Genomic DNA, 24,726 nt, shown 5'->3' with positions numbered 1-24,726 from the left:
TTATTTTTTAATTAACGAATTGCCAGTCATCTCTTCTGGTTTTTCTACATCTAATAAATCAAGTAGTGTTGGGGCTAAATCTGCCAAAATTCCACCATTACGTAATTCAACATCTTCTTTTGTGACGATGACAGGAACCGGGTTTGTAGTATGTGCTGTCATCGGATTACCATCCAATGTGATAACTTCATCCGAATTACCGTGATCAGCAGTAATGATTGCATGTCCACCAAGCTCTGTAATTTTATCGACAATTTTCCCAAGACATTCATCAACTGTTTCAATCGCTTTGATGGTCGGTTCCAATTTACCGGAATGACCAACCATATCCGGATTTGCAAAATTTAAAATAATCGCTTGCTGTTCTCCTGCATCAAGTTCATTCAACAATGCGTCCGTTACTTCATATGCACTCATTTCAGGCTGCAAATCATAAGTTGCAACTTTCGGCGAATCAATGAGTATACGCTTTTCGCCAGGAAATTTATCTTCACGGCCACCACTCATAAAAAATGTCACGTGTGGGTATTTTTCCGTCTCAGCAATTCTTAGTTGTTTTAAGTCATTCTGTGCCAGGACTTCTCCTAATGTGTTATCCAGATTTACCGGCGCATAAGCCACATAGCCTTCCACCGTTTCACTGAAGTTCGTCAGCATCACAAAATCCAGATCCTTCGGCGCATTTTCTCCACGATCAAAATCACGGAAATCATCATTTGCGAAGGTTCGGGATATTTGAATCGCACGATCTGGACGGAAGTTGTAAAAGATAACCGAATCATTATCCGCTACCTTACCTACCGGGGTGTCATTTTCATCAACAATTACGGAAGGTATCACAAATTCATCATAAATGCCGTTTTCATAGGAATCATTGATAACCTCATATGGATCCTGATAGGTTGGTCCATCACCGTAAACCATTGCATCATAGGCTTTTTTCACACGCTCCCAGCGTTTATCCCTGTCCATCGAATAATACCGGCCGGAAACTGTTGCAATCTGGCCAACACCAAGTTCCTTCATTTTCTCTTCTGTTTGTTCAATGTACTTCTTCGCTGTTTGCGGTCCAACGTCACGACCATCGAGAAAGGCATGTACATATATTTTCTCAAGACCCTGTTCTTTTGCCAATTTCAATAAAGCAAACATATGATTAATATGACTGTGTACACCACCATCAGATAGAAGTCCGAAAATGTGCAGTGCTTTGTTATTCTCTTTTGCTTTATGGATTGATTTCAGAAAAGCTTCAACCTCAAAAAAGTCGCCTTCTCTAATAGATAGATTAACTCTGGACAAACTTTGATAAACGATACGACCTGCACCAATGTTTAAATGTCCGACCTCCGAATTACCCATTTGTCCTTCAGGCAGTCCAACAGCTTCGCCACTTGCTGTCAGCTGGTTATTGGCAAACTTCTTCCAAAATCGATCAAAGTTTGGCGTGTTTGCTTGTTTTACCGCATTACCTTTTTCCTCGTCACGAAAAGCAAACCCATCCAGAATAATTAATGCACCTAATTTATTTTCAGTCATTTCGTACCTGCCTCCACAAGTTGCAGATAAGATGCTGCTTCCACACTCGCTCCACCAACTAAAGCACCATCAATATCGGATTGTGCCAACAGTTCATCTACATTTGCCGGTTTTACACTACCCCCATATTGAATGACAATTTGTTCAGCTATTTCTTCTGAAGTGATGTTTTTGATAACATTTCGAATATGGCTGCATACTTCATTAGCATCTTCACTTGAAGCTGTTTTTCCTGTGCCGATTGCCCAGATTGGTTCATACGCAATAATCGTTTCAGCCACCTGTGCGTCTGTTAAGCCCTCTACAGCTTTTTTCACCTGGTTTTCTACATGATTCATCGTTTCATTTGCCTCTCGCTGCTCAAGCGTTTCACCGACACATACAATTGGCTGTAATTTATGTTCAAATGCTGCATGTGTTTTCTTATTTACGGTTTCATCTGTTTCGGCAAAATGTTCACGACGTTCGGAATGACCGATAACGACATGTGTTACATCAAGATCGCGAAGCATGACTGGACTCACTTCACCAGTAAACGCACCATTTTCTGCAAAATGCATATTTTGTGCACCGATTTTCACATTCGTACCCTTTGTCTTTTCTACAAGTGAAGGTAGAAAAGGGAATGGTGCACAAACGATTGCCTCTACATCATCGCTTGTAGGTGCTTTTTCCACTACTTCATCAATAAAATCATTTGCTTCTGATAAAACTTTATTCATTTTCCAATTACCTGCAATAACTTTTTTACGCATCGTCTCACCTCATTTAGATAAATTAAAATATTACTTATCGTTTAAAGCCTTTACCCCTGGAAGAACCTTTCCTTCCATAAACTCCAGTGAAGCCCCACCGCCTGTGGATACATGATCCATCTTTTCACTGAGGCTGAATTTTTCAACCGCGGCTGCAGAATCTCCGCCACCAATGATCGAATAGCCCTCTGTATTTGCCAGGCTTTCAGCTACAGCTTTTGTTCCACCAGCAAAGGTATTCAACTCAAAAACACCCATTGGTCCATTCCAAATAATCAGCTTGGAATCAGCTATTACCTGACCATATGTTTCACGCGTTTCAGGGCCGATATCCAATGCTTCCCAATCAGCAGGTATTTGTTCAATACCCACAATTTTTGTGTTTGCTGTTTCAGAAAAATCATCCGCAACGACTACATCTTGTGGAAGCAGGAACTTGACTCCCTTTTCTTCCGCTTTTTTCATGAAATCTTTGGCCAAATCCAACTTATCTTCCTCTAAAAGTGACTTTCCAATTTCATGTCCCTGTGCTTTTACAAAAGTGTAGGCAAGCCCTCCACCAATAATTAGATTATCTACTTTGTCCAATAGATTATCAATGACATTGATTTTATCTTTCACTTTAGCTCCACCGACTATTGCGGTAAATGGACGCTTTGGATCCTCCAAAGCTTCCCCTAGCACATTAATTTCTTTTTCCATCAAATAACCAGCAGCTGCAGGTAATTTCTCGGCAACACCTGTTGTGGATGCATGTGCGCGGTGTGCTGCGCCGAATGCGTCATTCACATAAAGATCTGCCATGTCAGCAAAGGCCTGCGCCAACGTATCATCGTTTTTCTCTTCGCCCGCTTCAAAGCGCACATTTTCAATTAATAAAATCTCCCCGTCATTTCGTTGGGAAAGCGCTTCGTTTACTTCTTTTCCATATACGGCATCTGTTTTTACGACCTCTTTGCCAATTAGATCACTTAGTCTTTTGGCAACAGGGTCCAGACGTAGTTCTTCGACAACCTGTCCTTTTGGTCGACCAAGATGGCTAGCCAGAATAACAATTGCCCCTTGCTCTGATAAATAGCTAATCGTTGGTAATGCTGCCTTTATACGCGTATCATCTGTAACTTCGCCATTTTTCATCGGCACGTTGAAATCCACGCGACAAAAGACTTTTTTCCCCTTGACCTCAAGATCCTGAAGTGTTTTCTTATTCATTCATGCACCCTCCTAAGCTTTTCTTATGTAATCTTACCACATTAGGGTTTCCCTGTTTATTGTTTTACTAATCATTTCATTTAACGAATGAGAAAACGGAAGAGGAACACTGCCCTCCTCCGTTTTTCACAAACTTATAGTCCTTTTTCGCCCAAGAATGCTGCCATATCTACACAACGTGCAGAATAGCCCATTTCATTGTCATACCAGGAAACAACTTTAACCATATTGTCTTCAAGGATCATTGTTGATAAAGCATCATAGATTGATGAATGTCTGTTACCAACAATATCTGATGAAACAATTGGATCTTCTGTATATTCCATAATTCCTTCCAGATCACCACTGCCTGCAGCTTCTTCAAATGCTTTATTTACTTCCTCTGCTGTAACATTTTTATCCAGTTCTGCAACTAAATCAATTAATGATCCATCCGGAGTAGGAACGCGAACTGCCATTCCATTAAGTTTACCATTTAGTTCTGGTAGTACTTTCCCGACAACCTTAGCTGCCCCGGTTGTTGTAGGAATAATATTTTGTGCTGCTGCACGTGCACGACGATAGTCTTTGTGAGGCAAATCAAGAATTTGCTGATCATTTGTATATGAGTGAACAGTTGTCATCAATCCGCGTTTCAAACCGAAATTTTCGTGAAGTACTTTCGCAAGTGGTGCAATACCATTTGTTGTACAAGATGCATTTGATAAAACATGGTGTTTGCTTGGATCATAATCTTGTTCGTTTACACCCATAACCATTGTTAAATCTTCTTCTTTTGCAGGTGCTGAAATAATTACTTTTTTCGCTCCAGCATCAATATGTTTTTGTGCATCATTACGTTGTGTGAAGCGGCCGGTAGATTCAATAACAACTTCTACCCCAAGGTCTCCCCAGCCTAAATCTGCAGGATCACGTTCAGATAATACTTTGATTTCGTTGCCACCGATTACAAGGTTAGACCCATTAACAGTTACTTCTTCTTCTAATTGACCATGTACAGAATCATATTTCAACAGATGTGCAAGCATATTTGCATCCGTTAAATCGTTAACAGCAACTACTTCTACCTCATTATTTTTCAGCGCTTGACGAAACACGTTGCGTCCGATTCTTCCAAATCCGTTAATACCTACTTTTACTGCCATATTTATTCCTCCTAGAAATTATTATTTATTTCATGTATTTATATTCAAAGGGCTTTTTTGTCCCTTTAAAATCTGTTCTGCAGCTGCCTCATCCGTGATCAGCATATCACTCTTTCCTTGTTGAAAGTATGAAGCAATCGCCTTTCCTTTTGACTTTCCGCCTGCAATGGTAATGACATGCTCAATAGCATCCAAGTCTTCTAACTGCAGTCCCACTGTTTTCACCTTATAGACAACACTTCCATCTGCATCAAAATAATAGCCGAACGCTTCACTCACAGCGTTGTTCGTTTTTAATTTGGTGATTACTTCATCAGATGTTTTCCTTCGTGCTGCCATGGTTAATGCATCACCAACTCCATGTAAAACAATGCCTGCATTTCTTATAATCTGAAGCATTTCTCTTATGGAAGGCTCATCAATCAGTGTTTGGTATGCTGTTTCACTGATTGGATCGGGAACATACAGCAGACGGTAATCCCCGTTGGTTTTTTGTGCCATCTCCGCTGCAATCCTGCTTGCCTGGTTTTCCATTTTTTCTCCAACGCCACCTCTTGCAGGCACGAATAGATAATCATTCTTTTCATCTATTGGCGTCATTATATCAGCAACAGCAGCAACGGTAGAACCTCCAGTTACAGCAATTGTACTTTGGGGTTTTACTATCGTTCGAAGAAAAGCAGCACATGCTTTTCCCATTTCTTGTTTTACCCACTCGTCCTTATCACTATTACCCGGGACAATAATAACATTTTCTACATGTAACTTTTCCTTTATTCGCTTTTCTAAAACATTCAATCCTGTGATTTCGCTCATAAATACTGCAAGCTCGTCCAGAATTAATTTACCCTCTTTTGTCATATACATTCCTTTTGTAGTTACATGAAGTAAACCCTGTTTCTGTAAAAAGTCAATTTCTCCTCGAACATGACGCTCTGTTAGTTTGGTGTTTTCTACAATACCTCTCCTGCCAATCGGCTGAAAACGGTCTATGCTATGCAAAATGGAATACCTTTGTTGCATTACCTTTAACAGATCAGGTAATAGTTTCTTCTGTGCTTCGATTAAAGCTTTCATGAAAAGACTCCTTTTCATCATCGGGGCAATATTGACCCGGTTGATTATATTTTGTCCCGGTGTGGGTAAAAAAATATAATCCCTATAACAATTATTATTGTAGCATATAACAAAAAATATACAAATGATTTGCTGTGATATTTTTGATCGAACAAAAGCACAAGTGGCCTGATTAGCCTACCCTATTTTCTTAGACAACTTCCATTCGCTATAGGTTAGGTGAAATCCATAAGCCCGCGCCATGATGGTTTATTAACTGCTAAAAAAAGAAACCAGCACGTTCACTGATTTCTCCTCATGTATGTTTCTTTAATGCCTTTTCCAAAGTTTCCAAATTGATCTGTGAAGCATCCAGTTCCGTTTCATTCATTTTAACAACTGGAATTGACAAATGATATTCCTCCAACCACACATCATTCGTATAGATATCACGTGGTTCAACGTGGAATGTATAATCATGTTTTAACAATTCTAATAATGCTTCGGCTTCATCACAAAGCTGACAATTTTCCTTCCTATAATATATAACTTTCAACATGGTTTAATATCTCCTTTACTTTCGTTTCGTCGAGGAAGGAATCTGGAGTTGTTCACGGTATTTCATGATTGTTCTTCGGGCGACTGTTATCCCAAATTCACCTTCCAGCCTTTTTTTGATTGCTTCATCGGATAGAGGCTTTGCTTTATTCTCATACTGAATTATTTCAAGGATTAACTGTTTAACCGCAATCGAAGCTGTTTGTTTTCCACTAGCCTGTCTGATTCCAGATTGCAGGAAAAACTTAATTGGCATAACACCTTGATTTGTTTGGATATATTTATTATTTATTGCCCGACTGACGGTAGAGACATGTACATCAATATCAGCAGCGATTTCCCTTAATGTAAGTGGCCGAAGCATAAATGTGCCATATTCAAAAAACGTGTATTGCTTTTCCAGCACATTTTGAATAATACTCTCCAAAGTATTGGATCGATAAGAAATCGCCTGCTTCAGCCAATCCACTTGATTATATTTTTCTTTTAGATATTCCCGTGTTTTTTTATCATCACTTTTAAAATTAGCATAGGACTGGTTCAATTCAATTTTTGGTGAATTCCATTTATAAAATGAAATCTTCCAGATGCCATCTTCCTTGTAAATTTCCGCTTCCGGAATGATGTAATCCGGCTTTTGGTTAACCAATAACTGGCCGGGCTTGGGGTGACAGGACTTAATACTCTTAATCAGCTCCAAAACGCTTGTTTCCGATACATCATAATAATCGCTGATTGCTTTAATATCTTCCTCCGCAATCCAATCCAGGTGGTCTTCCAGCAAATTCTCAATAAAAGACTCGGTATGACCCATCGCCCTTAATTGTATTATAATACATTCACTCAATGTTCTGGCTCCAACACCCACAGGCTCCAAAGTCTGGATCATTTCCAGCGCATTTTCCGTGTTTTCTATTGTTGTATCACATTTTTTTGCCCACAAATCCAGATCAACATCCAGATAACCATCTTCATTCAATGAATCAATACCAAAGTAAACCACGGGCTTTATTTCCTCGGCAATATCCAATGTATATAACTGCATCTTCAGTTGTTCATACATCGATAATTCTGTTTGATTAATTTCCCCAATTGCCGGCTGTTCATTGCCTTGTGATCTATATTGTACGATATCATAATCATAATTGACTTCTTCTATTAACGGGTTTTCTTTTGAAACCTCCTGAATATATTCAATTAATTCCACACTGGAAAACTGAAGAATATTTATCGATTGTAATAAAGACTGATTTATTTTCCATTGTAATTTCTGTTCTTGAACGAGCCTTTGCTTCATTTTAACACCCCTGATAAAGTGCTTACATTTCTATTGTCCCATATTCAGTTAATGCCTGCCACTCCAAATTTAACAGGTTTTATATTTACTTGAGAATAAGTGTTTATCCATATTATAATACATATGTATTTTTCACAGTACTTCTTAGATCCTGAAAGGGGCGTTTTTATTTGATTGAAGTATACACAGATGGTGCATCAAGCGGGGATCCAGGACCAAGTGGTGCAGGTATTTATATCAAACAAGGAAAGAATTATTATAAATATTCCTATTCACTGGGAATGATGTCAAATCATGAAGCAGAATTTCATGCAGTAATAAAAGCTCTTCATATATGCCAGGGATCTTTTCCAGGTGAGATATTATCCTTCCGATCAGATTCCAAGCTCGTTGTCGATACCATTGACAAGGATTTCACGAAAAACGAAAGATTCCTTCCCCTCCTTGAAAAAATTAAGCAAGAAGCCAACGCCTTTCCATATTTTTTTATTAAATGGATTCCTGAAAAACAAAATAATCATGCAGATCAACTGGCGAGAAAAGCGATACAGAGGGGAAATGGATAATTTATTGAGACCGAATAAGAGTTTCTCCATTATATTCGGTCGCTCATCAACCCGATAAGTGACCGAAGGATGGTTCCGCCTCTCCGTTCGGTCGCTCATCAACCCGAGTAGTGACCGAATGAAGGATCTTCTTCTCCGCTCGGTCGTTCATCAACCCGAGTAGTGACCGATTGACGACTCACCCTCTCCGTTCGGTCATTCATCAACCCGATTACTGACCGAATTTTTATATCACCCGTGAAGTTAATGAGCAAAAATTCACGAAAAAAAGTCTTTTTATTTTCCTCTATACCCCGTATTCGCTCTAACTTTCACTTCCGCATATCTTTCCAGATTAATTTCTTTGGAAAGAACCGTTCCAAGGTACCCCCCAATAAATCCTAATGGCACTGAAATGATTGCAGGATTTGTAAGTGGGAAAATTGGATCCCCAACGAAAATTGCTGCACCTTCTGTCGGAGATAACACGTTTGGGCTGATAGAAACTAGAATCAAGGCAGATAGCAACCCTGACAACATGGCCGTAATAGCACCGGTTGTGTTGAAACGCTTCCAATAAATTGTAAATAGAATGACCGGCAAGTTGGCACTTGCTGCTACACAGAATGCTAAGGAAACAAGAAAAGCTACGTTCAGATTTTGCGCGAATAAAGCAAGTAAAATTGAAAAAACTGCGACCCCGAAGGAAGCATAGCGTGCTGCAAGCATTTGTTGCTTATCCGTTGCTTTCCCTTTTTTAATAATTTGGCCAAATATATCATGAGCAAATGCGGAGGCGCCTGATAAAACAAGACCTGCCACCACTGCCAGTATCGTTGCAAAAGCTACTGCCGCTACAAAAGACATTAATATATCCCCGCCCAGGGCTTCTGCTAATAGCGGTGCCGCCATATTTCCAGCTGGATTTGCCTGCATAATTTGACTCTCTCCAACAAAGGCAGCAGCTCCAAAACCAAGTAAGATCGTAAGTACATAAAATATTCCAACCACCCATGTTGCAGTCACAACCGAACTTCTTGCCGTCTTGGCGTCCTTAACAGTGAAGAAACGCATAAGAATATGCGGCAACCCTGCAGTTCCAAATACAAGTGCAATCATAAGTGAGATTGTATCCAAGGGAACAGTGTACTGCAGTCCCGGGTTAAGGTAAGCTTCTCCATGGCTGGTAGCTGTTTTCACCTCACTGAACATATACAAAATATTAAAATTAAATTTCGCCAGCACAAGAAACGCAATAATTACTGTACCAATCATAAGAAGAACAGCTTTAATGATTTGTACCCAGCTCGTTGCAGTCATTCCACCAAATAATACATATATTGTCATCATTACACCAACGATTAAGACAGCCATCCAATAATCGATTCCAAATAATAACTGAATAAGAGCTCCTGCCCCAACCAATTGGGCAATCATATAAAAGATAACAATAGTAATTGTACTAAGTGCCGCAACTGCTCTCACTTTCCTGGCGTCAAAGCGGGCATTAATCATGTCCGCCAATGTATACTTACCAAGATTCCTCAATGGCTCGGCCACCAGAAATAAAACAACTAAATACGCAACCAAATATCCAATACTATAGAAAAAACCGTCAAATCCGAATAAAGCTATTGCTCCTGCAATACCAAGAAAAGAAGCTGCAGACAAGTAGTCACCTGCAATAGCCAGTCCATTCTGCCAACCGGTTAAACCACCCCCAGCCGTATAAAAGTCCCCAGTAGTCTGTGTTCGCTTTGCTGCAAAATACGTAATAAGAAGTGTTGCTCCAACGATAATGAGAAAAAGTACGATGACCGTCAAATTCATCTGCCAGTGTCCTCCTCTTTCAGCTGATCCTCAATAATTTCATTTGCCTGTTTATCAAAGTTAGCTGATTTTTTTACATAGATTGTACAAAGAATCCACGTCATTACAAACTGACTCAAAGCAAAGATCCATGCCCATGAAATGTCTCCAATAACCGGTTGATTCAGGAATGACGTGTAAGAAGTCAAAACCGGTAATGTAAAATAAAAGATTAAAAAAAAGATGGCGCATGGTACAATGAATTTTTTCCTTTGTGATAGTAATCTTTTGAATTCACTGCTTTCCGCTGTTTTGACAAAATTTGATTGTTTTTCTGATTCATGCTTATCCCTGTAATCGCTTTCAACACTCATTATGATCCCCCCTTGTTAAAATGTCTTTATGAAGCAACAAAGCTATCATACCCAAGTATTAATTAAATTTCAATTGTTAATTTTTAAAATTCTTAAAACAGATATTAAGTCTTAATTAATTCTTATTCACCTAAAATTATAGGAAATAATTCCCATGTGCTTCATTACGAAATCCCTTACGGCTCACCTGCAATTGAATTATAAAAATCAATTAAGAATTGATTCTCCAGCTTTCCTAGTTTTATTCGATAGACCCTATAGTTGATCATCGCTTCGTTTTCATACGGTATAATAAAACCTGATTTCTCTTCTCCATATATATAAATAGAACTTGCTTTCATCGGCATATAAGTGGACTGATCACCTGATAACCTTTGGTACTCAACCTGATCAAAATACTTAATAAAGGTTTCTATTTCATCCTGGTCCGTTGTTGTTTTATACTGACTGTTAAATATTGGGGTACTTAACGTTATCTTTGTTATCTCATCCGTATTTATGTCCAATGTTTCTCCCAGGTCTTTTTCTCGATAATCCGAGTTTTCAAATGCTAATACAACCATCAACGTTATAATGAGAACGAACAAGAGGAGACCTGTAATGAAATATTTATTCTTTGCCCCCATAACCTCACCCCATTTCATTCAGCTTATTTTCATCAAAAAAACAAATCGGACAAAATCGTTTTCTACTATCATTATGATGTATTTTTTTGAATATTGATTTGACACAGATCAAATTTCTCCGAATCTTACCAGTTGCTCGAAAAACTCCCTGAATAATCGCCGACTTGTTTAGCCTATTTTCAGGCAGGGTAAGAGATAATAAAATAATGACTATTATTTTTTTCAGGAGGTATAAAAATGACAAAGGAAATTAAAGGTGCCTACCGAACGGAAGAAGAAGCGGTAGAAGCAGCAAATGACCTGAGAATACAAGGCTACCGCGAAGGTGAAATTACAATTGTTACGAATAGCAGAAAATCAAAAAAAATAAAGCATGAAACGGATGTCCCTGTAGAAAAAGGAATATCACAAAAACAAGATGGGGAATCATTCATGGATAAAGTCGATCGCCTTTTTGCAGATGAGACAACCAATCCCCTTGATCAATTAATGGAACTTGGCATTAATAAAGAGGAGGCACAACTACATCAGGGGAATATGAAATCAGGATTTTATTTAATTCTTACAGAGGTAAAATAGAATTGAAGTGATGGTACAAAAGTTGTTCGCTTCTTGCGCGAATGCCTTCGTATAAAACCAGGCTCTTTAAAGGTGGGAAACCTCTGCTCGCAGTTAAGAAACCAACATGGCGGCTAAGATCATGCCGCCACCATCTATAATGAAAACAGCTAATTTAACCAGAAGGCTGCTCTTTAAAAGATTGGACTGTGATTACTCGCCCCACCGAAAAAAATTGTTGTTTTTGACACAAAAGATATAAAAGACGAAGTAACTTGAATTATGGTTGATACGATTACTCGCTACGGAAATTATTCCAGCAATCGCAATCCCACAGCTCCTGCGATGATACAGCATAGAAAGAGCATCCGCTTCCAGCCTGCTGATTCGTTGAAAAATAAGATCCCCATTAATACAGCACCTGCCGCTCCCAATCCTGTCCATACAGCATAAGCCGTCCCAAGTGGAATTTCTTTCATAGCCAGCGAAAGGAATAGGAACCCAGATCCGAAAGTCAATACAATCATTGCAAGCCAGCCAAGTGTTTTCCTGCGAAGATATAGATTAATGCTCATTACACCAAATATTTCACCAAAGCTCGCAATAATGAGGTAAATCCAAGCCATTCTATCTTCCTCCCTGTTCTGTGGATTCCTGCTGTTTCGTTGACTTAGGTGTTGTCATTTTAATCCCGATCACACCCAAAATAATTAGACCGATAAAGAGAACCTTTTCCCACGTAAATTCCGAATCAAAAATTGTAAAATCAATCACTACAATCGAAGCCGCTCCAAGCCCGGTAAAAACAGCATACACTGTACCTGCAGGCAATTTTTCACAGGCTTTAATAACAAAATAAAAACTAAACACAATCATGATAATCGTACCAAGCCATTCTAAAAAAGAATCCGAATACTTCAGGCCAATTACCCAAAATATTTCCACTATCGCTGCAAATAGAACGTATAGCCAAGCCATGGTTCTCCCTCCTCAAGTATAATTGTTCATAACAATCTCATTCTAGCACACAAAAAAAGAGTCCCGAGCATAATTGCTCAGAACTTCTTTACATTAATCTCCCTCAACGGTAACATCACGTAAGAATGGGAAACTGCTTGGATATTGGAAGAAACCATCTACATGCGATGCAAGTCCTGCTAGTAATACAGAGTGATAGAGTGGAACGATTGGTGCTTCATCTACAATTAATTGTTGTGCTTTCTTGTATAGTTCCAAACGTTCTTCTTCGTTAACTGTTTTTCTCGCTTGTTCTAATAAATCATCTACCTCATCATTTGCGAAGAAAGACCGATTCCCAGGTGCTCCAGCATTTGATGAATGGAACATTGGATAAAGACCGTAGTCCGCATCCAGGGTAACTGTCCCCCAACTGCCGACAAACATATCCATCTCTCCATTAGCAGTAGTTTCCAAATATGTTCCCGTTTCTAATGTTTCAATGTTTAATTCAATCCCTATCTCACTTAATTGTGCTTGTGCTACTTCAGCAGTATCTGTTGTTGTCCGATCATGTGTAAGAATTGTTGCCGAGAATCCATCCGGGTACCCTGCATCTTCCAGTAATGCTTTCGCCTGTTCTGGATCATAAGTCAGCGGTTCGATATCATCGGTATAGCCAAATACGGTTGGCGCTAATGGACCGATAGCTGGCAATGCTACTCCATCTGTTACACCTTCAATTAAAGCTTCATTATCAATTGCCATAGTGATTGCTTGTCTAACGCGAACATCATTAAAAGGTTCTACATTCGTATTAAATCCGATATACGACAAACTTGCACTATCTGATTGCTTTACATATGTGTTTTCATTCGAATCAATTCTACCAATATCATTTGCATTTACTGGATAAATAATATCTGCTTCTGCAGTTTCTAATTCAGCAATTCTTGTTCCATCCTCTGGAACAATTTTATAAGTAACTTCATCTACTTTTGCTGGCTCGCCCCAGTAGTCTTCATTTTTAACAAGTGTAATAGACTCCCCGTGCTGGCGATCTTCGTATTTAAAATATCCGGTTCCTACTGGGTTTGCATTAATAGATGCAAACGGCTCTTCCCCATTTTCAATTGCTTCATAGTCTGCTTTAATCGATTCCAAGCTGATTATATGTCCACCAGGATGTGCCAAGTGTGAAGGCAATGCTGCAAATGGAAAGGCTGTTGTTATATGTACGGTGTATTCATCTACCACTTCTACAGACTCAATCATATCAAATAAAAAAGAAAGTGGTGAGGCCACCTCAGGATCGCGAACCCGATCTAAATTAGCTTTTACAACCTCCGCATTTAGCTGGGAGCCATCATGAAAGGTTACATCCTGTCTAATGTTGAATTCCCAGACTGTGTCTTCGATTTGTTCAAAACTCTCTGCTAAACCTGGTTGCAAAGTTAAGTCTGTATCCAATTGTACAAGGGTATCGTACATTGCATTCATTACATATAATGAATTTCCATCATTGGCTGCATGTGGATCCAATGACACTGGTTCAGAAGCCAAATCAACTGTTAAATTAGATCCTTCTGCTTCTTGTGTTTCATTTGTACTATTATTGTCTTCCAAATCATCACTTCCTGATGAGTCTGGTTCATCCGCACAAGCCACTAAAATAAGTCCCATCAAAATCATAATGAGTATCAATGCTTTTGCTTTCATCTATATTCCCCCTCTTTAATACCAATTAATCTGGTATGTTTAATTACCTCCTGATTTTACAATGATTGGTGTACATCGTCAATTTCTTTGATTCTTTTTCACTAAAGATGTTCATTGATCCTTCACAAATCAGGCTAAATAACATGTTATACTAGTTTTATCATTAAAGATTGCTTATAAAAGGGGTTCAATTATGTTAAAAAAACAATGGTTATTTTTATTAATCCTTTCTTTTACTCTACTATCAGCATGTGGCAATGAGGAAGAAAATACAGAATCAAATGTGGAAGAACTCAAGCAGCTTCTAGTGGATTTTGCGGTTCCGGAAGAAGCTGAGGTTAATGAGACAATAGAATTAACCGCGACTGTTACTTATGGGGATGAAAACGTAGACGATGCCGATGAAGTTACGTTTGAAATCTGGGAAACAGGAAATGAAGATGACAGCATCATGATAGAACCGGAAAATAATGGAGATGGAACCTATACAGCCGAAACAACATTTGACGAGGATGGCGTTTATGAAATGTATGCACATGTTACAGCAAGAACCATGCATACCATGCCACTTGAGTCCATTACAGTCGGAGAAGGGACAAGTGAGGAATCGGAGGATGATGCAAGCTTAACAGGGTCTGATGATGAAACAGAATCTGAAGGATTTTCCATGGAATTCAAAAAAGATGATGAGATTAACACGGAAGCAGAAACAAATCTGGCGGTTCATTTACAAATGGACGGTAACCCTTTGGAAGCAGCCGATGTTCGTTATGAAATCTGGAATGATACTATTTCGGACAAACATAATTGGGTAAAAGCAGGAGAATCATCTGCAGGAGAATATCATGCGACATATGAGTTTCCAAAGCCAGGCATATATAAGGTTCAGATTCATGTAGAAAATGATGATGGACTTCATGAACACGAAGTGCACGATGTGGAGGTAAATTAAGTGAATAAAAAAGGAAGCTGTCCCAAGGATTAGCTTCCTTTTTTAAGTATAAAACCTTCTTACATAAGTTCAGGTTAAAGTGCAGATAAGCAATTTGCTTTAAAACGCCCCTGCTCCCCCACCGCCAGTTGCGGATGTATTTGTTGTACTGCTATTTTGCACAGCAACAGTGTAAAGAATTAAACTGTTCGTACTAAACGCTGTCGTCGCATAAACAGGGTTTTGAAGTAAGGGGTGATATGTTTTCCATACAGCTATCTGTTCTTCCTTCCCACATTGTTCACCATAGTTCTCCCCAACTCCCAGGACAATCGCATATTCCAATCTTCTTTCTATTTTATTGGGGTCTGTTCCAATTGGGTATCGCTTTTTTCGGAATAACACATGCGCTTGATGAATCGCATATTTCAGTTGTCTTATATCTTTTTTCCAATAATAGGAAGGGATAACGAGCAGTGCAATTAAAGACAGACCATAGAAAACCAGTGTCAGTATAACTGCTGGTGTTAGGCTGAATCCAATTAACGTCATGAGCAGTATGACAAAATAAAATACAAACAATACCCATTTATTTCGATTAAACATGAGAGCACCGACTGTTAAAATACCAGCAACTAATGGTAATACCCATTGCTCTGTCGATCCGATTGTATCGATGCTTGTAAAATAATAAAATAATCCAAACGAAGCGATGAGGAGTGGAATGGAAAAGAGAGAGAATCCTTTGAACGGGCTACGCAATCCCTGATAGTTTTCTCTTTCTTTCACCTTCTCCGACCACTGGTCAAAACCGGAATTAAACTGTTCAGCTTTTTCTTCTTTTACTTCATCGGATTCATCTTCATTATCGACTAAGGTTTCCAATAGAAAATAATCGCCACCTGCATCACGCTCTGTAAATAGCCATGAACGAAGGTATTGGTCTGCTTCATCAATAATGCCTGATTCTTCGTTTTTCCAGGTAAAACGGTAGGTGTTTTCTTCCTTATCTATTTTGGATGGAACCTCTTTCAGTGTTACCACCCCACGTCGTTTTAGTGAAAATAAAGCTGCAATAAAGCTGTCATTCGGCAAACTTAAATAGCCATTGAGGTATTTAACAAATAACGGGTCCGTTTTTTCAACCAATCGAAGCAGCGCATCCTGCCCCTTATCCCCACGGTATCGATTCGGGTGGACAATAAGCATGAAAATGGATGCTAAAATCAGAACTGCAAGGAACACCCATAGGATAGGTTCAACCTGTCCCATCGTTGCTTCAAGATTCTCTGCACGTTCAGTAAGTTCCTGCTCTTCGGCCAGAATCGCGGCTTCCATCGCTTTATTACGATCAAGCTCCATACCAGTCAGTTGTCCTGCCGGGAAAACAAAACGAATCATCGATGAATCCCCTGCTTCCAATAATGAATTTGTGTACTTGATGCCATTATCAGTCATTGTCAGGCTTCCTGTCTTATCTTCATGTAAAAAAGTATGTGCATGACCAAGACTGGTACCGGCGGGCGGGTGTACGGTAATTTCTACATTATTCAGATTTGTTTCATTGGAACCATCAAAAAAAGCATAGGTTATATCAGCAACGTCAGTGTATTTTTTTACAGATCCTTCAACATCGTAGCTATACAACACTTTCTTTGTCTCATCCGTTGAATCAGAAAAAACACTGTATGTATTGTCTTCTTCTTCAACCTCTAAAGAGGACAACTCATCTGTGGGAATTGCAGGATCCGTTCCTTCCGTTAGATAAGCATGAAAATTTTCCACATCTGATTCAATTGAACGTGTCATTCCTTCATATGAACCAACAAACGTATATGTAAACAGCTCGCGGACATGAATAGTTCCATCTTCTTGAATTTGGGCATCGATCGTTACGTCATCAATGGAAAAAGAACGTTCTTCATCCGAACAGGCTGCTATGATAGAGATGGAAAACAATAGAATGACAGTTATATAAAATTTCTTCATGTTTTAACTCCTTTTGATTAGCATGTAATTGTAATACGGATGAGAAACAAAAAAGGTTTCACCAAAATAACGACCCACAGCATGCTAAGCTGCGGGCCGCTATTGAATAGTACTTCTATCATAATTAATGCTTCATTTTCGGATCCAGGGCATCACGCAACCCATCTCCCATTAGGTTAAAACCTAGTACAACAAGCATTATCGACACACCTGGTATAATTAATGTCCATGGTGCCAGCTGGATGAAATCACGTGAATCAGCTAGCATCTGCCCCCATTCCGGTGTAGGCGGCTGAACCCCCAATCCTAAAAAGCCAAGTGCAGCCGCTTCTAATATTGCTGTACCAAACCCCAATGTTGCTTGCACGATAATTGGAGCAAGGCTGTTTGGTAATATATGCTGTAAAATAATCCTGCCATTTTTCATCCCCTGAGCTTTGGCAGCCATGATATATTCCTCTTCACGTAAACTGATTACCTTTGATCGCACAAGCCGGCCGAAAATAGGGATGTTTATAATTGCAATGGCAATTAAGGCATTTTGAAGTGACGCTCCTAGTATCGCCACAATTGCAATAGCCAATAGAATACTGGGAAAAGCCAGTAATATATCGAAAATCCGTGAGATTACCATATCAATCCACCGACCAAAATACCCTGCTATAATCCCTAATAACGTACCAAAAAACAGTGCACCTGTTACAGCAAAAAATCCAACTTGAAGTGAAACTCTCGCACCATATGCTATTCTGGTGAAAATATCTCTGCCAAGATGATCCGTTCCCAGCCAATGGTCCACTGACGGTGGAAGAAGCCGGTTGACCAGATCCTGTTCCTCAACTGTGTAAGGGGTTAGAAGTGGTGCAACCAGACCGAGGATGATAAAAAATATAATGATGGTAAATCCAATCAATGCAAACCGGTTTCTTCTCAATTGTTTAATGGTGTCCCTCCATGGGGATATCGCTTCGATTTCCTCTGTATCAAATTGCTGATCTTTCTTCGTGGTATTTTTTATCAATCGTTCAGTCTGCTTGTCTTTCTCGTCTATTTTCATTACATCCCCCCTAATATTTAATCCTGGGATCAATAAATTTATATAGCACGTCAACGATTAAGTTAATCATGACAAAGATAAACGCAATGACAAGAATGCCAGACTGAATAACTGGATAATCCCGGTAATTTATAGCTTCATACACATACCTTCCTATTCCGGGCCAGCTAAAAATGGTTTCTGTTAAAATTGCTCCGCCTAAAAGCACTCCAGTTTGCAGGCCAATCACAGTTAATACTGGTATCGATGCATTTTTTAAAGCATGTTTATAGATGACTAGAAATTGACCTGATCCTTTAGCCCTGACTGTCCGGATATAGTCCGTTTTCATTACCTCAAGCATGCTTGACCGGGTCATTCTTGCAATAATTGCCATTGGGATGGTGCCTAAAGCAATACTAGGTAATACTAAATGTTTTAATACCGTTAATGCTCTTGCAAAATCGAGATGAATGAGTGCATCGAGAACATAAAAATGTGTAATTGGTGCAATCGGGTCCCTGCTATCCTGCCTTCCATATGCTGGAAGCCAATCAAGTTCCTGGGCGAAAACCCATTGCTCCATTAAAGCTAACCAAAAAATTGGCATGGAAACACCAATTAAGGCAAAAATCATTGCTAAGAAATCAAACCAGGAATTCTGTTTCCAGGCACTGATAATTCCAGCGTTCACCCCGACAATCACGGCAAAGATCATAGCAAAAACTGTTAGTTCAAAAGTTGCTGCAATGTAGGGCCATATTTCATTGGAAATCTCTGCTTTCGATCGTAATGAAGTACCTAAATCTCCTTGAAGTAAGTCCATTACATAATATCCATACTGAATTAGATATGGCTCGTTAAGTCCCATACTTTCTTCCAAATCCCCTATAGCTGTCGCTGTTGCTGTTTCTCCTAAGATAACCTGTGCAGGATTGCCGGGAATCAGATGTACAATAGAAAAAGTAATTAATGTCATACCAACTAAAACCGGAATAAGCATTAACAGTCTTCGAGTGATATAGGCAAACATCATTTCACCTCAATTCTTTTACAGCGGATAAAAAATGCGAATATTCCGAAGATGTTTTTGAATTGAAAGGGCAGTAATAAGCTACTGCCCTTTCGATTAATTAGCTAATTCAACTTCTGCCAGGGACTCACTGGTAGAAGGATGCGGTACGTAATTTAAAACATCACTTGTCGTTGCCATCACTGGCGTGGAATGTACTAATGTAGCCATTGGCGAATCTTCTGAAATAAGAGTCTGTGCTTCCTCATAAAATGCTGCACGTTCATCTTGATCTACTGCTCTTTTTGCCTGATCCAATAAATCATCCACCTCAGCGTTTTCATAGAAGGTACGGTTGCTTGAGCCAATATTCGATCCATGTAACAGACTGCTTAAGAAATAATCTGGATCTCCATTTGTTCCTGACCAGCCAAGCATAAACAGCTCATGCTCACCTTCTAAAGTTTTTTCCAGATAAGGCGCCCATTCTTCCCGGACTATCGTAGCGTTAACTCCCACTTCGGCCAAATTATTTTGTACGATTTGCGATACCGTCTCCGGATCCGGCATATATGGTCTAGCCACAGGCATTGTCCATAGTTCAATATCCAAGCCATCTTCATAACCTGCTTCTGCCAATAACTCCATCGCCCGGTCCGGATCATATTCATAGCCTTCCACGTCCTCATTATATCCAAGATAACCAGGAGGCAGCGGATTCACAGCTGTATTTGCATAACCGGCATATAACGCTTCAGCGATTGATTCTTGATCAATGGCATAATTAATTGCCTGGCGAACCTCTACTTGATCCAATGGTTCTTTTTGGGTATTAAAACCGACATACCCAACATTATTCTCGGAACGTGTCAATAATTCCAACCCGTCTTCAGACTTGATACCCGCAGCATCATCCGGATTTAGTCCATCCATAATATCAATCTCACCGGAACGAAGCGCAATTAAGCGTGCTGCATTATCGGGTATGACCTCAAAGATTACTTGATCAAGTTTTGGCAAGCCTTCTACTCGGTAATCTTCAAACTTATCCAGAACAATTGAATCGTCCCTGCTCCAGCTTACGAATTCAAAAGGCCCTGTACCAACAGGATTTTCATTGATCTTAGGACCATACTCCTCAAGAGCTGCCGGAGAGGTGATACCAAAATAGCTCATCCCCATGTTTTGCAGGAAAAATCCAAGCGGTTGATTTAACACAAATTCAATCTCATGATCATTCACAACATTTATCTCACTAATGACATGGCCCTCATCACCTTCATACCCACCAAACATCGTTCCATACATCGAGTACACATACCCGTCGTCTGTAAAGGCGTATTCATGATCCGGATTTGCCCAGCGTTCAAAATTTGTTTTTACTGCTTCTGCATTGAAGTCTGTTCCATCATGGAATGTAACCCCTTCTTCTAAATAGAACGTGTAGCTTAGTCCATCATCAGACACTTCCCAGTCATGTGCTAAACCAGGAGTAAGTTCAAACGAATCTTTATCAAATTCCAATAAGCTTTCCAGGACCTGCTTCGTTACGCGAGACGATTCTCCATCAGTCGTGCTCCCAGGGTCAAGACTCTCTGAATCTCCTCCTCGAGCGAATACCAGAACCTGATCACCTTCTCCTTCTTCTGTAGCGGCATCGTCTCCAGCATCTGTGTCATCACTGGCGTCTGCTTCTTCCGCTTCTTCGGTCCCTGCAGTGTCTGCTCCTCCGTCACCACTGCATGCTGCAAGCACTAGTACAAATGCAAACATTAAGGTAAGTAAAAGCGTAAACCTCAACCTCATCCCTTTTCCCCCTCTTTATAATATTTTGATATATTTTACTGCATATCACCATAAAGATGACATGCAACAAAATGATTATCCTCAACTTCTTCAAATACCGGCCTCTCCGTCTTGCAAACTTCCATTACCTGCGGACATCTTGTATGGAAGGCACAACCAGTTGGTGGATTGGCAGGGCTTGGTACGTCTCCCTTTAAAACCACCCTGTCTTTGACGATGTCCGGGTCCGGATCAGGCACCGCCGATAGCAGTGCTTGAGTATATGGGTGCTTCGGATCATCATATAATTTATCCTTGGATGTCAATTCAGCCATCCTGCCTAAATACATGACACCCACCCGATCGCTGATATGCTTCACAACACTTAGATCATGTGCGATAAAAACATATGTCAGATTAAACGCATCGCGCAATCCTTCCATTAAATTGAGAATCTGTGACTGCACAGAGACATCAAGCGCGGAAACAGGCTCATCACAAACAATCAATTTCGGATTATTTGCCAGTGCACGCGCTATTCCAATACGCTGTCTTTGGCCGCCACTGAATTGGTGGGGGTACCTAGATGCATGGTGAGTTCTAAGGCCCACTACTTCCAATAATTCCTTCACACGTTCTTTTCTTTCTTTGAACGATAAATTTCCATGTATTAATAATGGTTCTCCTACTATTTTTTCTATCGTATGTCTCGGGTTTAAGGAAGCATAAGGATCCTGGAAAATAATTTGCATATTCCCCCTCAGCTTCCGCAATTCTTCCGGCGTCATTGTCGTGATATTTTGATCCTCAAATTTCACTTCACCTTCTGTCGGTTCAATTAATCGTAAAATAGCTTTACCAGCTGTCGACTTTCCACATCCTGATTCGCCAACTATTCCGAGAATCTCCCCTTCCATTACGGTGAAAGATACATCATCGACCGCCTTGACTTCTCCTACCTTCCTACCAAATACACCACCCTTGATATCAAAGTATTTTTTTAGTCCATTAACTTCCAATAGTGGACTCAGCATTTTCAGCTCCCTCCCCTTCGTTCTGATCATGTAAAAAGCATCTGCTCCTGCGATTATTTCCTAAGGAAAAGAGTTCCGGGTTTTCCTGGAAGCAACGTTCAAATGCAAATTCACAGCGATCGGCAAACCTGCAGCCAACCCTGCCTATTTGTGGTTTTGGTACGGTCCCCGGGATGGAATAAAGTTTTTGCTCTTTTTCATTGAGTTTTGGTAATGAACGAATAAGACCTTGGGAGTATGGATGCATTGGGTTTTTTAAGATTTCTCTCATAGTTCCCTCCTCCACCACTTGACCGGAATACATTACAATAACCCGATCACAAAGTTCTGCTACTACACCAAGGTCGTGGGTAATTAATAAGATTGCCGTATCTTTTTCTTCATTCAGTTCCCGCATCAAATCAAGAATTTGTGCTTGTATGGTTACATCCAGCGCCGTAGTGGGTTCATCGGCAATGAGCAATTCCGGATTACAGGACATCGCCATCGCAATCATCACACGCTGTCTCATCCCTCCGGAAAGCTGATGCGGATATTCATCAATAATAGATTCGGCTCTTGGTATTCCTACCAGCCTTAATGTATCAATAGATTTACTCCTTGCTTCTTTTTTACTTATCTTTCGATGAATTCTAATCGCTTCTTTCATTTGATTTCCGATTGTAAATAAAGGGTTTAATGATGTCATTGGTTCTTGAAAAATCATGGAGACCTCGTTTCCCCGTATTTTTTTCATCTGCTTTTCCGAAGCTTTCGCCAGATTCTTATCTTTAAAATTAATTCTGCCACTGACAATCCTTCCTGGTGGACTTGGAACCAATTGCATGACGGATAAAGCCGTCACACTTTTTCCGCATCCTGATTCCCCTACAACACCAACCACTTCGCCTTTATGTACCTTTATACTGACACCATCCACCGCAGGTATTTCTCCACGATCTGTAAAAAAGTGCGTATGCAGGTTGTCTAACTCTAAAACAACGTCTGACATGCTCCCATCTCCCTTTACAAATCTATCTTTCTCCAATAAATAATATTTTGATTTTTCATTAGCCATGTTTGATTATAATATACTTAATAGTTATCTAAATTGCAAGAGTAATTTTAATATAATTAATATTTGTAATTTAGTGTTGATTATTGTCGATCGTGCTATTTTTTCCAAATAAAAAACGGAATGCTATAGATCTGCATCCCGTTTTCTTCTTACTTATTTATATTCTTAATATTTCCTCATTTATTTCCATGTATCACATCGAGTACATGTCTTAAATCATCTACCATGATTTGTCCTGGGGCAGAAGCTCCTTTTCCCATTCCGAACGTCGCTGCTGACCCAAATACTTCCCCGGCAAGCCTGCTAATCAAACCTTTCTCTCCCATTGCCATTGTTATTAATGGGCTATTTGCGTAGTGTGATTTCATTGCATTCGTTGCATCCAACAGTGTCAGCACATCATCCACACTATGTGGCATGACAGCAATTTTAGGGATATCGGCACCAAGATCCTGCATGGCTCGCAGTCGAGCGATAATCTCTTCTTTGGCTGGTGTCTTTTCAAAATCATGATTTGAAACAATAACATATAGATTATTTTCTTTCGCTTTCCGTACAAGCGATCTTACTTCCTGCTCACCAACAAACAGTTCGATATCAATAATGTCCACCATTTTTGTCTTGATGGTCTTCTCCAGCAGTTGAAAATAATATTGATCTGTGACTTCTTTTTTGCCCCCTTCCTTATGAGTTCTGAAGGTGAATAATAACGGAATACCAGCCAGGCTTTGTTGCATCTTTGATATCATTTTTTGAACCGCTTCCGGATTTTCCACCTGGTCAAAAACGTCGGCACGCCATTCAACAATGTCCGGAGATAACTTTATTACTTCGACAACTTCTACCATTAATTGTTCCTCCGTTTCCCCCATCAATGGCACAATCAATTTCGGAATACCTTCACCAATTTTTACATTTTTGATTTGAACCACATTCATCTCAAACAACCTTTCCATCCAATAATGCTTTTCTTTATTATACTGTAAATCTATTATATTTTCCTACCGTGCAAAATTAATTCAAATCGCTTATAATAATTTTAATTATTCTTTAAAAAGGGGCTTGCAGATGAAGAATGTTTCACTACAGGAAAAAAGCATTATAATGATCGGATTTATGGGGGTTGGTAAGACAACAATCGGTAAGACTGTTTCCGAAAAACTCAATAGGGAATTTATTGATATTGATGAGGAAATTGAGAAAGTTTTCAACATGCCAACCTCCGATATATTCAAAACATATGGAGAAAAAAACTTTCGGGAAAAAGAAAAAGAAATGATTTTAAACAACTGCAAACAAAAACAAAAAATCATCTCCGTTGGAGGAGGCGCTTTTTTACAGGATGAAATTAGAAACACCTGCCTGTCAGAAAGTGTGGTATTTTTCCTTGATTTATCCTTTGAATACTGGAAAGAAAGATTACACATGCTTATTGACACCCGGCCTATACTACAAGGAAAGACGATGGATGAAATCGAACAGCTGTTTTATGAAAGACAACCAATATATTCACAAAATCATTATAAGGTAGCAATAGATAATAGATCTGTTGAAGAAGTAGCAGATTATATTATTACTTTACTAAAAATGGAGTAGAATGCCAAATAGCTGGAACATACGTAACAAGGGAGCCTTCCCTTGTTTTTTTGCAGACAGAAAAATATAAAATTTCTCGATAGCAAAGACACAAAAAAATAATCCAAGTTTTTCTAAAAATTTGACCTGCGTCAAC

The 24,726-nt window shown here is 39.5% G+C and carries 24 protein-coding genes; 4 read left to right on the top strand and 20 right to left on the bottom strand.

The window, feature by feature from the left end; genetic code table 11:
- The 7 genes from gpmI to rpoN form a co-directional block, all read right to left on the bottom strand.
- Complete coding sequence (gpmI, locus tag ACZ427_RS05235) at positions 1-1,539, bottom strand: 2,3-bisphosphoglycerate-independent phosphoglycerate mutase (protein ID WP_461178447.1); 1,539 nt, start codon at positions 1,537-1,539, stop codon at positions 1-3.
- Positions 1,536-2,294 (bottom strand): triose-phosphate isomerase, encoded by a 759-nt coding sequence (gene tpiA, locus ACZ427_RS05230; protein ID WP_461178446.1) that lies wholly within the window; start codon positions 2,292-2,294, stop codon positions 1,536-1,538. The genes gpmI and tpiA overlap by 4 nt, the downstream gene beginning before the upstream one ends.
- Before the next feature lie 30 nt (positions 2,295-2,324).
- Positions 2,325-3,506, bottom strand: a complete 1,182-nt coding sequence (locus tag ACZ427_RS05225) for a phosphoglycerate kinase (protein ID WP_461178445.1) — start codon at positions 3,504-3,506, stop codon at positions 2,325-2,327.
- Positions 3,507-3,640: 134 nt separating this feature from the next.
- The gene (gene gap / locus ACZ427_RS05220) at positions 3,641-4,651 is read right to left on the bottom strand and encodes a type I glyceraldehyde-3-phosphate dehydrogenase (protein ID WP_461178444.1); all 1,011 of its coding nucleotides are present in this window, start codon (positions 4,649-4,651) and stop codon (positions 3,641-3,643) included.
- 30 nt (positions 4,652-4,681) lie between these two features.
- Entirely contained in the window at positions 4,682-5,728 is a 1,047-nt protein-coding gene (locus ACZ427_RS05215) for a sugar-binding transcriptional regulator (RefSeq protein ID WP_461178443.1), read from the bottom strand.
- Between the two features lie 295 nt (positions 5,729-6,023).
- On the bottom strand, positions 6,024-6,266 hold the full coding sequence (locus tag ACZ427_RS05210) for a glutaredoxin family protein (RefSeq protein ID WP_461178442.1): 243 nt from the start codon (positions 6,264-6,266) through the stop codon (positions 6,024-6,026).
- A 15-nt stretch (positions 6,267-6,281) separates the two neighbouring features.
- Entirely contained in the window at positions 6,282-7,562 is a 1,281-nt protein-coding gene (gene rpoN / locus ACZ427_RS05205) for an RNA polymerase factor sigma-54 (RefSeq protein ID WP_461178441.1), read from the bottom strand.
- 170 nt (positions 7,563-7,732) lie between these two features.
- Between rpoN and ACZ427_RS05200 the strand changes: the two genes are divergently transcribed.
- Complete coding sequence (locus tag ACZ427_RS05200; protein WP_461178440.1) at positions 7,733-8,128, top strand: ribonuclease HI family protein; 396 nt, start codon at positions 7,733-7,735, stop codon at positions 8,126-8,128.
- A gap of 276 nt (positions 8,129-8,404) precedes the next feature.
- Here ACZ427_RS05200 and ACZ427_RS05195 read toward each other — a convergent pair whose 3' ends face one another.
- The 3 genes from ACZ427_RS05195 to ACZ427_RS05185 all read right to left on the bottom strand — a co-directional run bounded on the left by ACZ427_RS05195 (position 8,405) and on the right by ACZ427_RS05185 (position 10,916).
- A complete protein-coding gene (locus ACZ427_RS05195) occupies positions 8,405-9,937 on the bottom strand; it encodes a solute symporter family protein (protein WP_461178439.1) in 1,533 nt (510 codons plus the stop codon).
- Positions 9,934-10,290, bottom strand: coding sequence for a DUF485 domain-containing protein (locus ACZ427_RS05190; RefSeq protein ID WP_461178438.1), 357 nt, complete (start codon positions 10,288-10,290; stop codon positions 9,934-9,936). The genes ACZ427_RS05195 and ACZ427_RS05190 overlap by 4 nt, the downstream gene beginning before the upstream one ends.
- Before the next feature lie 176 nt (positions 10,291-10,466).
- Positions 10,467-10,916 (bottom strand): hypothetical protein, encoded by a 450-nt coding sequence (locus tag ACZ427_RS05185; RefSeq protein WP_461178437.1) that lies wholly within the window; start codon positions 10,914-10,916, stop codon positions 10,467-10,469.
- 237 nt (positions 10,917-11,153) lie between these two features.
- Between ACZ427_RS05185 and ACZ427_RS05180 the strand changes: the two genes are divergently transcribed.
- Positions 11,154-11,495: a general stress protein gene (locus tag ACZ427_RS05180; RefSeq protein WP_461178436.1), complete on the top strand. Its 342-nt coding sequence runs from the start codon at positions 11,154-11,156 to the stop codon at positions 11,493-11,495.
- A 290-nt stretch (positions 11,496-11,785) separates the two neighbouring features.
- Here ACZ427_RS05180 and ACZ427_RS05175 read toward each other — a convergent pair whose 3' ends face one another.
- The 3 genes from ACZ427_RS05175 to ACZ427_RS05165 form a co-directional block, all read right to left on the bottom strand.
- Complete coding sequence (locus tag ACZ427_RS05175) at positions 11,786-12,100, bottom strand: DMT family transporter (protein ID WP_461178435.1); 315 nt, start codon at positions 12,098-12,100, stop codon at positions 11,786-11,788.
- Between the two features lies 1 nt (position 12,101).
- A complete protein-coding gene (locus ACZ427_RS05170) occupies positions 12,102-12,452 on the bottom strand; it encodes a DMT family transporter (RefSeq protein WP_461178434.1) in 351 nt (116 codons plus the stop codon).
- A gap of 93 nt (positions 12,453-12,545) precedes the next feature.
- Entirely contained in the window at positions 12,546-14,150 is a 1,605-nt protein-coding gene (locus ACZ427_RS05165; protein WP_461178433.1) for a glutathione ABC transporter substrate-binding protein, read from the bottom strand.
- A 193-nt stretch (positions 14,151-14,343) separates the two neighbouring features.
- On the opposite strand from ACZ427_RS05165, the gene ACZ427_RS05160 reads away from it, so the two are divergent.
- On the top strand, positions 14,344-15,102 hold the full coding sequence (locus ACZ427_RS05160; RefSeq protein WP_461178432.1) for a FixH family protein: 759 nt from the start codon (positions 14,344-14,346) through the stop codon (positions 15,100-15,102).
- A 99-nt stretch (positions 15,103-15,201) separates the two neighbouring features.
- On the opposite strand, the gene ACZ427_RS05155 is transcribed toward ACZ427_RS05160, so the two are convergent.
- The 7 genes from ACZ427_RS05155 to aroD form a co-directional block, all read right to left on the bottom strand.
- Positions 15,202-17,070, bottom strand: a complete 1,869-nt coding sequence (locus tag ACZ427_RS05155) for a DUF2207 domain-containing protein (RefSeq protein ID WP_461178431.1) — start codon at positions 17,068-17,070, stop codon at positions 15,202-15,204.
- Between the two features lie 124 nt (positions 17,071-17,194).
- Complete coding sequence (gene nikC / locus ACZ427_RS05150; protein WP_461178430.1) at positions 17,195-18,127, bottom strand: nickel transporter permease; 933 nt, start codon at positions 18,125-18,127, stop codon at positions 17,195-17,197.
- A gap of 10 nt (positions 18,128-18,137) precedes the next feature.
- Positions 18,138-19,139, bottom strand: a complete 1,002-nt coding sequence (locus ACZ427_RS05145; RefSeq protein WP_461178429.1) for an ABC transporter permease — start codon at positions 19,137-19,139, stop codon at positions 18,138-18,140.
- Positions 19,140-19,235: 96 nt separating this feature from the next.
- Positions 19,236-20,924: an ABC transporter substrate-binding protein gene (locus tag ACZ427_RS05140; RefSeq protein WP_461178428.1), complete on the bottom strand. Its 1,689-nt coding sequence runs from the start codon at positions 20,922-20,924 to the stop codon at positions 19,236-19,238.
- A 35-nt stretch (positions 20,925-20,959) separates the two neighbouring features.
- The gene (locus ACZ427_RS05135) at positions 20,960-21,937 is read right to left on the bottom strand and encodes an ABC transporter ATP-binding protein (protein WP_461178427.1); all 978 of its coding nucleotides are present in this window, start codon (positions 21,935-21,937) and stop codon (positions 20,960-20,962) included.
- Positions 21,912-22,928, bottom strand: coding sequence for an ABC transporter ATP-binding protein (locus tag ACZ427_RS05130; protein ID WP_461178426.1), 1,017 nt, complete (start codon positions 22,926-22,928; stop codon positions 21,912-21,914). Before ACZ427_RS05130 ends, ACZ427_RS05135 begins: the two co-directional genes overlap by 26 nt.
- A 242-nt stretch (positions 22,929-23,170) precedes the next feature.
- Positions 23,171-23,932, bottom strand: a complete 762-nt coding sequence (aroD, locus tag ACZ427_RS05125) for a type I 3-dehydroquinate dehydratase (RefSeq protein WP_461178425.1) — start codon at positions 23,930-23,932, stop codon at positions 23,171-23,173.
- Between the two features lie 130 nt (positions 23,933-24,062).
- Here aroD and ACZ427_RS05120 point away from each other — a divergent pair, with 130 nt between their 5' ends.
- Positions 24,063-24,590: a shikimate kinase gene (locus ACZ427_RS05120; RefSeq protein WP_461178424.1), complete on the top strand. Its 528-nt coding sequence runs from the start codon at positions 24,063-24,065 to the stop codon at positions 24,588-24,590.
- The last annotated feature ends 136 nt before the right edge of the window (positions 24,591-24,726 follow it).

It is taken from the genome of Virgibacillus ainsalahensis, assembly GCF_055380755.1.
Note: the sequence above shows the minus strand (reverse complement) of the source record. Positions and strands in the feature narration are given on the sequence as shown.

Bases quoted from the DNA above. Each gene is read 5' to 3' on its own strand.
- ACZ427_RS05155 (WP_461178431.1), bottom strand. From the start codon at position 17,070: ATGAAGAAATTTTATATAACTGTCATTCTATTGTTTTCCATCTCTATC.
- rpoN (WP_461178441.1), bottom strand. From the start codon at position 7,562: ATGAAGCAAAGGCTCGTTCAAGAACAGAAATTACAATGGAAAATAAAT.
- ACZ427_RS05170 (WP_461178434.1), bottom strand. From the start codon at position 12,452: ATGGCTTGGCTATACGTTCTATTTGCAGCGATAGTGGAAATATTTTGG.
- tpiA (WP_461178446.1), bottom strand. From the start codon at position 2,294: ATGCGTAAAAAAGTTATTGCAGGTAATTGGAAAATGAATAAAGTTTTA.
- ACZ427_RS05175 (WP_461178435.1), bottom strand. From the start codon at position 12,100: ATGGCTTGGATTTACCTCATTATTGCGAGCTTTGGTGAAATATTTGGT.
- ACZ427_RS05210 (WP_461178442.1), bottom strand. From the start codon at position 6,266: ATGTTGAAAGTTATATATTATAGGAAGGAAAATTGTCAGCTTTGTGAT.
- ACZ427_RS05215 (WP_461178443.1), bottom strand. From the start codon at position 5,728: ATGAAAGCTTTAATCGAAGCACAGAAGAAACTATTACCTGATCTGTTA.
- ACZ427_RS05145 (WP_461178429.1), bottom strand. From the start codon at position 19,139: ATGTTTGCCTATATCACTCGAAGACTGTTAATGCTTATTCCGGTTTTA.
- nikC (WP_461178430.1), bottom strand. From the start codon at position 18,127: ATGAAAATAGACGAGAAAGACAAGCAGACTGAACGATTGATAAAAAAT.
- ACZ427_RS05165 (WP_461178433.1), bottom strand. From the start codon at position 14,150: ATGAAAGCAAAAGCATTGATACTCATTATGATTTTGATGGGACTTATT.
- aroD (WP_461178425.1), bottom strand. From the start codon at position 23,932: ATGAATGTGGTTCAAATCAAAAATGTAAAAATTGGTGAAGGTATTCCG.
- ACZ427_RS05190 (WP_461178438.1), bottom strand. From the start codon at position 10,290: ATGAGTGTTGAAAGCGATTACAGGGATAAGCATGAATCAGAAAAACAA.
- ACZ427_RS05185 (WP_461178437.1), bottom strand. From the start codon at position 10,916: ATGGGGGCAAAGAATAAATATTTCATTACAGGTCTCCTCTTGTTCGTT.
- gpmI (WP_461178447.1), bottom strand. From the start codon at position 1,539: ATGACTGAAAATAAATTAGGTGCATTAATTATTCTGGATGGGTTTGCT.
- ACZ427_RS05140 (WP_461178428.1), bottom strand. From the start codon at position 20,924: ATGAGGTTGAGGTTTACGCTTTTACTTACCTTAATGTTTGCATTTGTA.
- ACZ427_RS05180 (WP_461178436.1), top strand. From the start codon at position 11,154: ATGACAAAGGAAATTAAAGGTGCCTACCGAACGGAAGAAGAAGCGGTA.
- gap (WP_461178444.1), bottom strand. From the start codon at position 4,651: ATGGCAGTAAAAGTAGGTATTAACGGATTTGGAAGAATCGGACGCAAC.
- ACZ427_RS05195 (WP_461178439.1), bottom strand. From the start codon at position 9,937: ATGAATTTGACGGTCATCGTACTTTTTCTCATTATCGTTGGAGCAACA.
- ACZ427_RS05120 (WP_461178424.1), top strand. From the start codon at position 24,063: ATGAAGAATGTTTCACTACAGGAAAAAAGCATTATAATGATCGGATTT.
- ACZ427_RS05225 (WP_461178445.1), bottom strand. From the start codon at position 3,506: ATGAATAAGAAAACACTTCAGGATCTTGAGGTCAAGGGGAAAAAAGTC.
- ACZ427_RS05160 (WP_461178432.1), top strand. From the start codon at position 14,344: ATGTTAAAAAAACAATGGTTATTTTTATTAATCCTTTCTTTTACTCTA.
- ACZ427_RS05130 (WP_461178426.1), bottom strand. From the start codon at position 22,928: ATGTCAGACGTTGTTTTAGAGTTAGACAACCTGCATACGCACTTTTTT.
- ACZ427_RS05135 (WP_461178427.1), bottom strand. From the start codon at position 21,937: ATGCTGAGTCCACTATTGGAAGTTAATGGACTAAAAAAATACTTTGAT.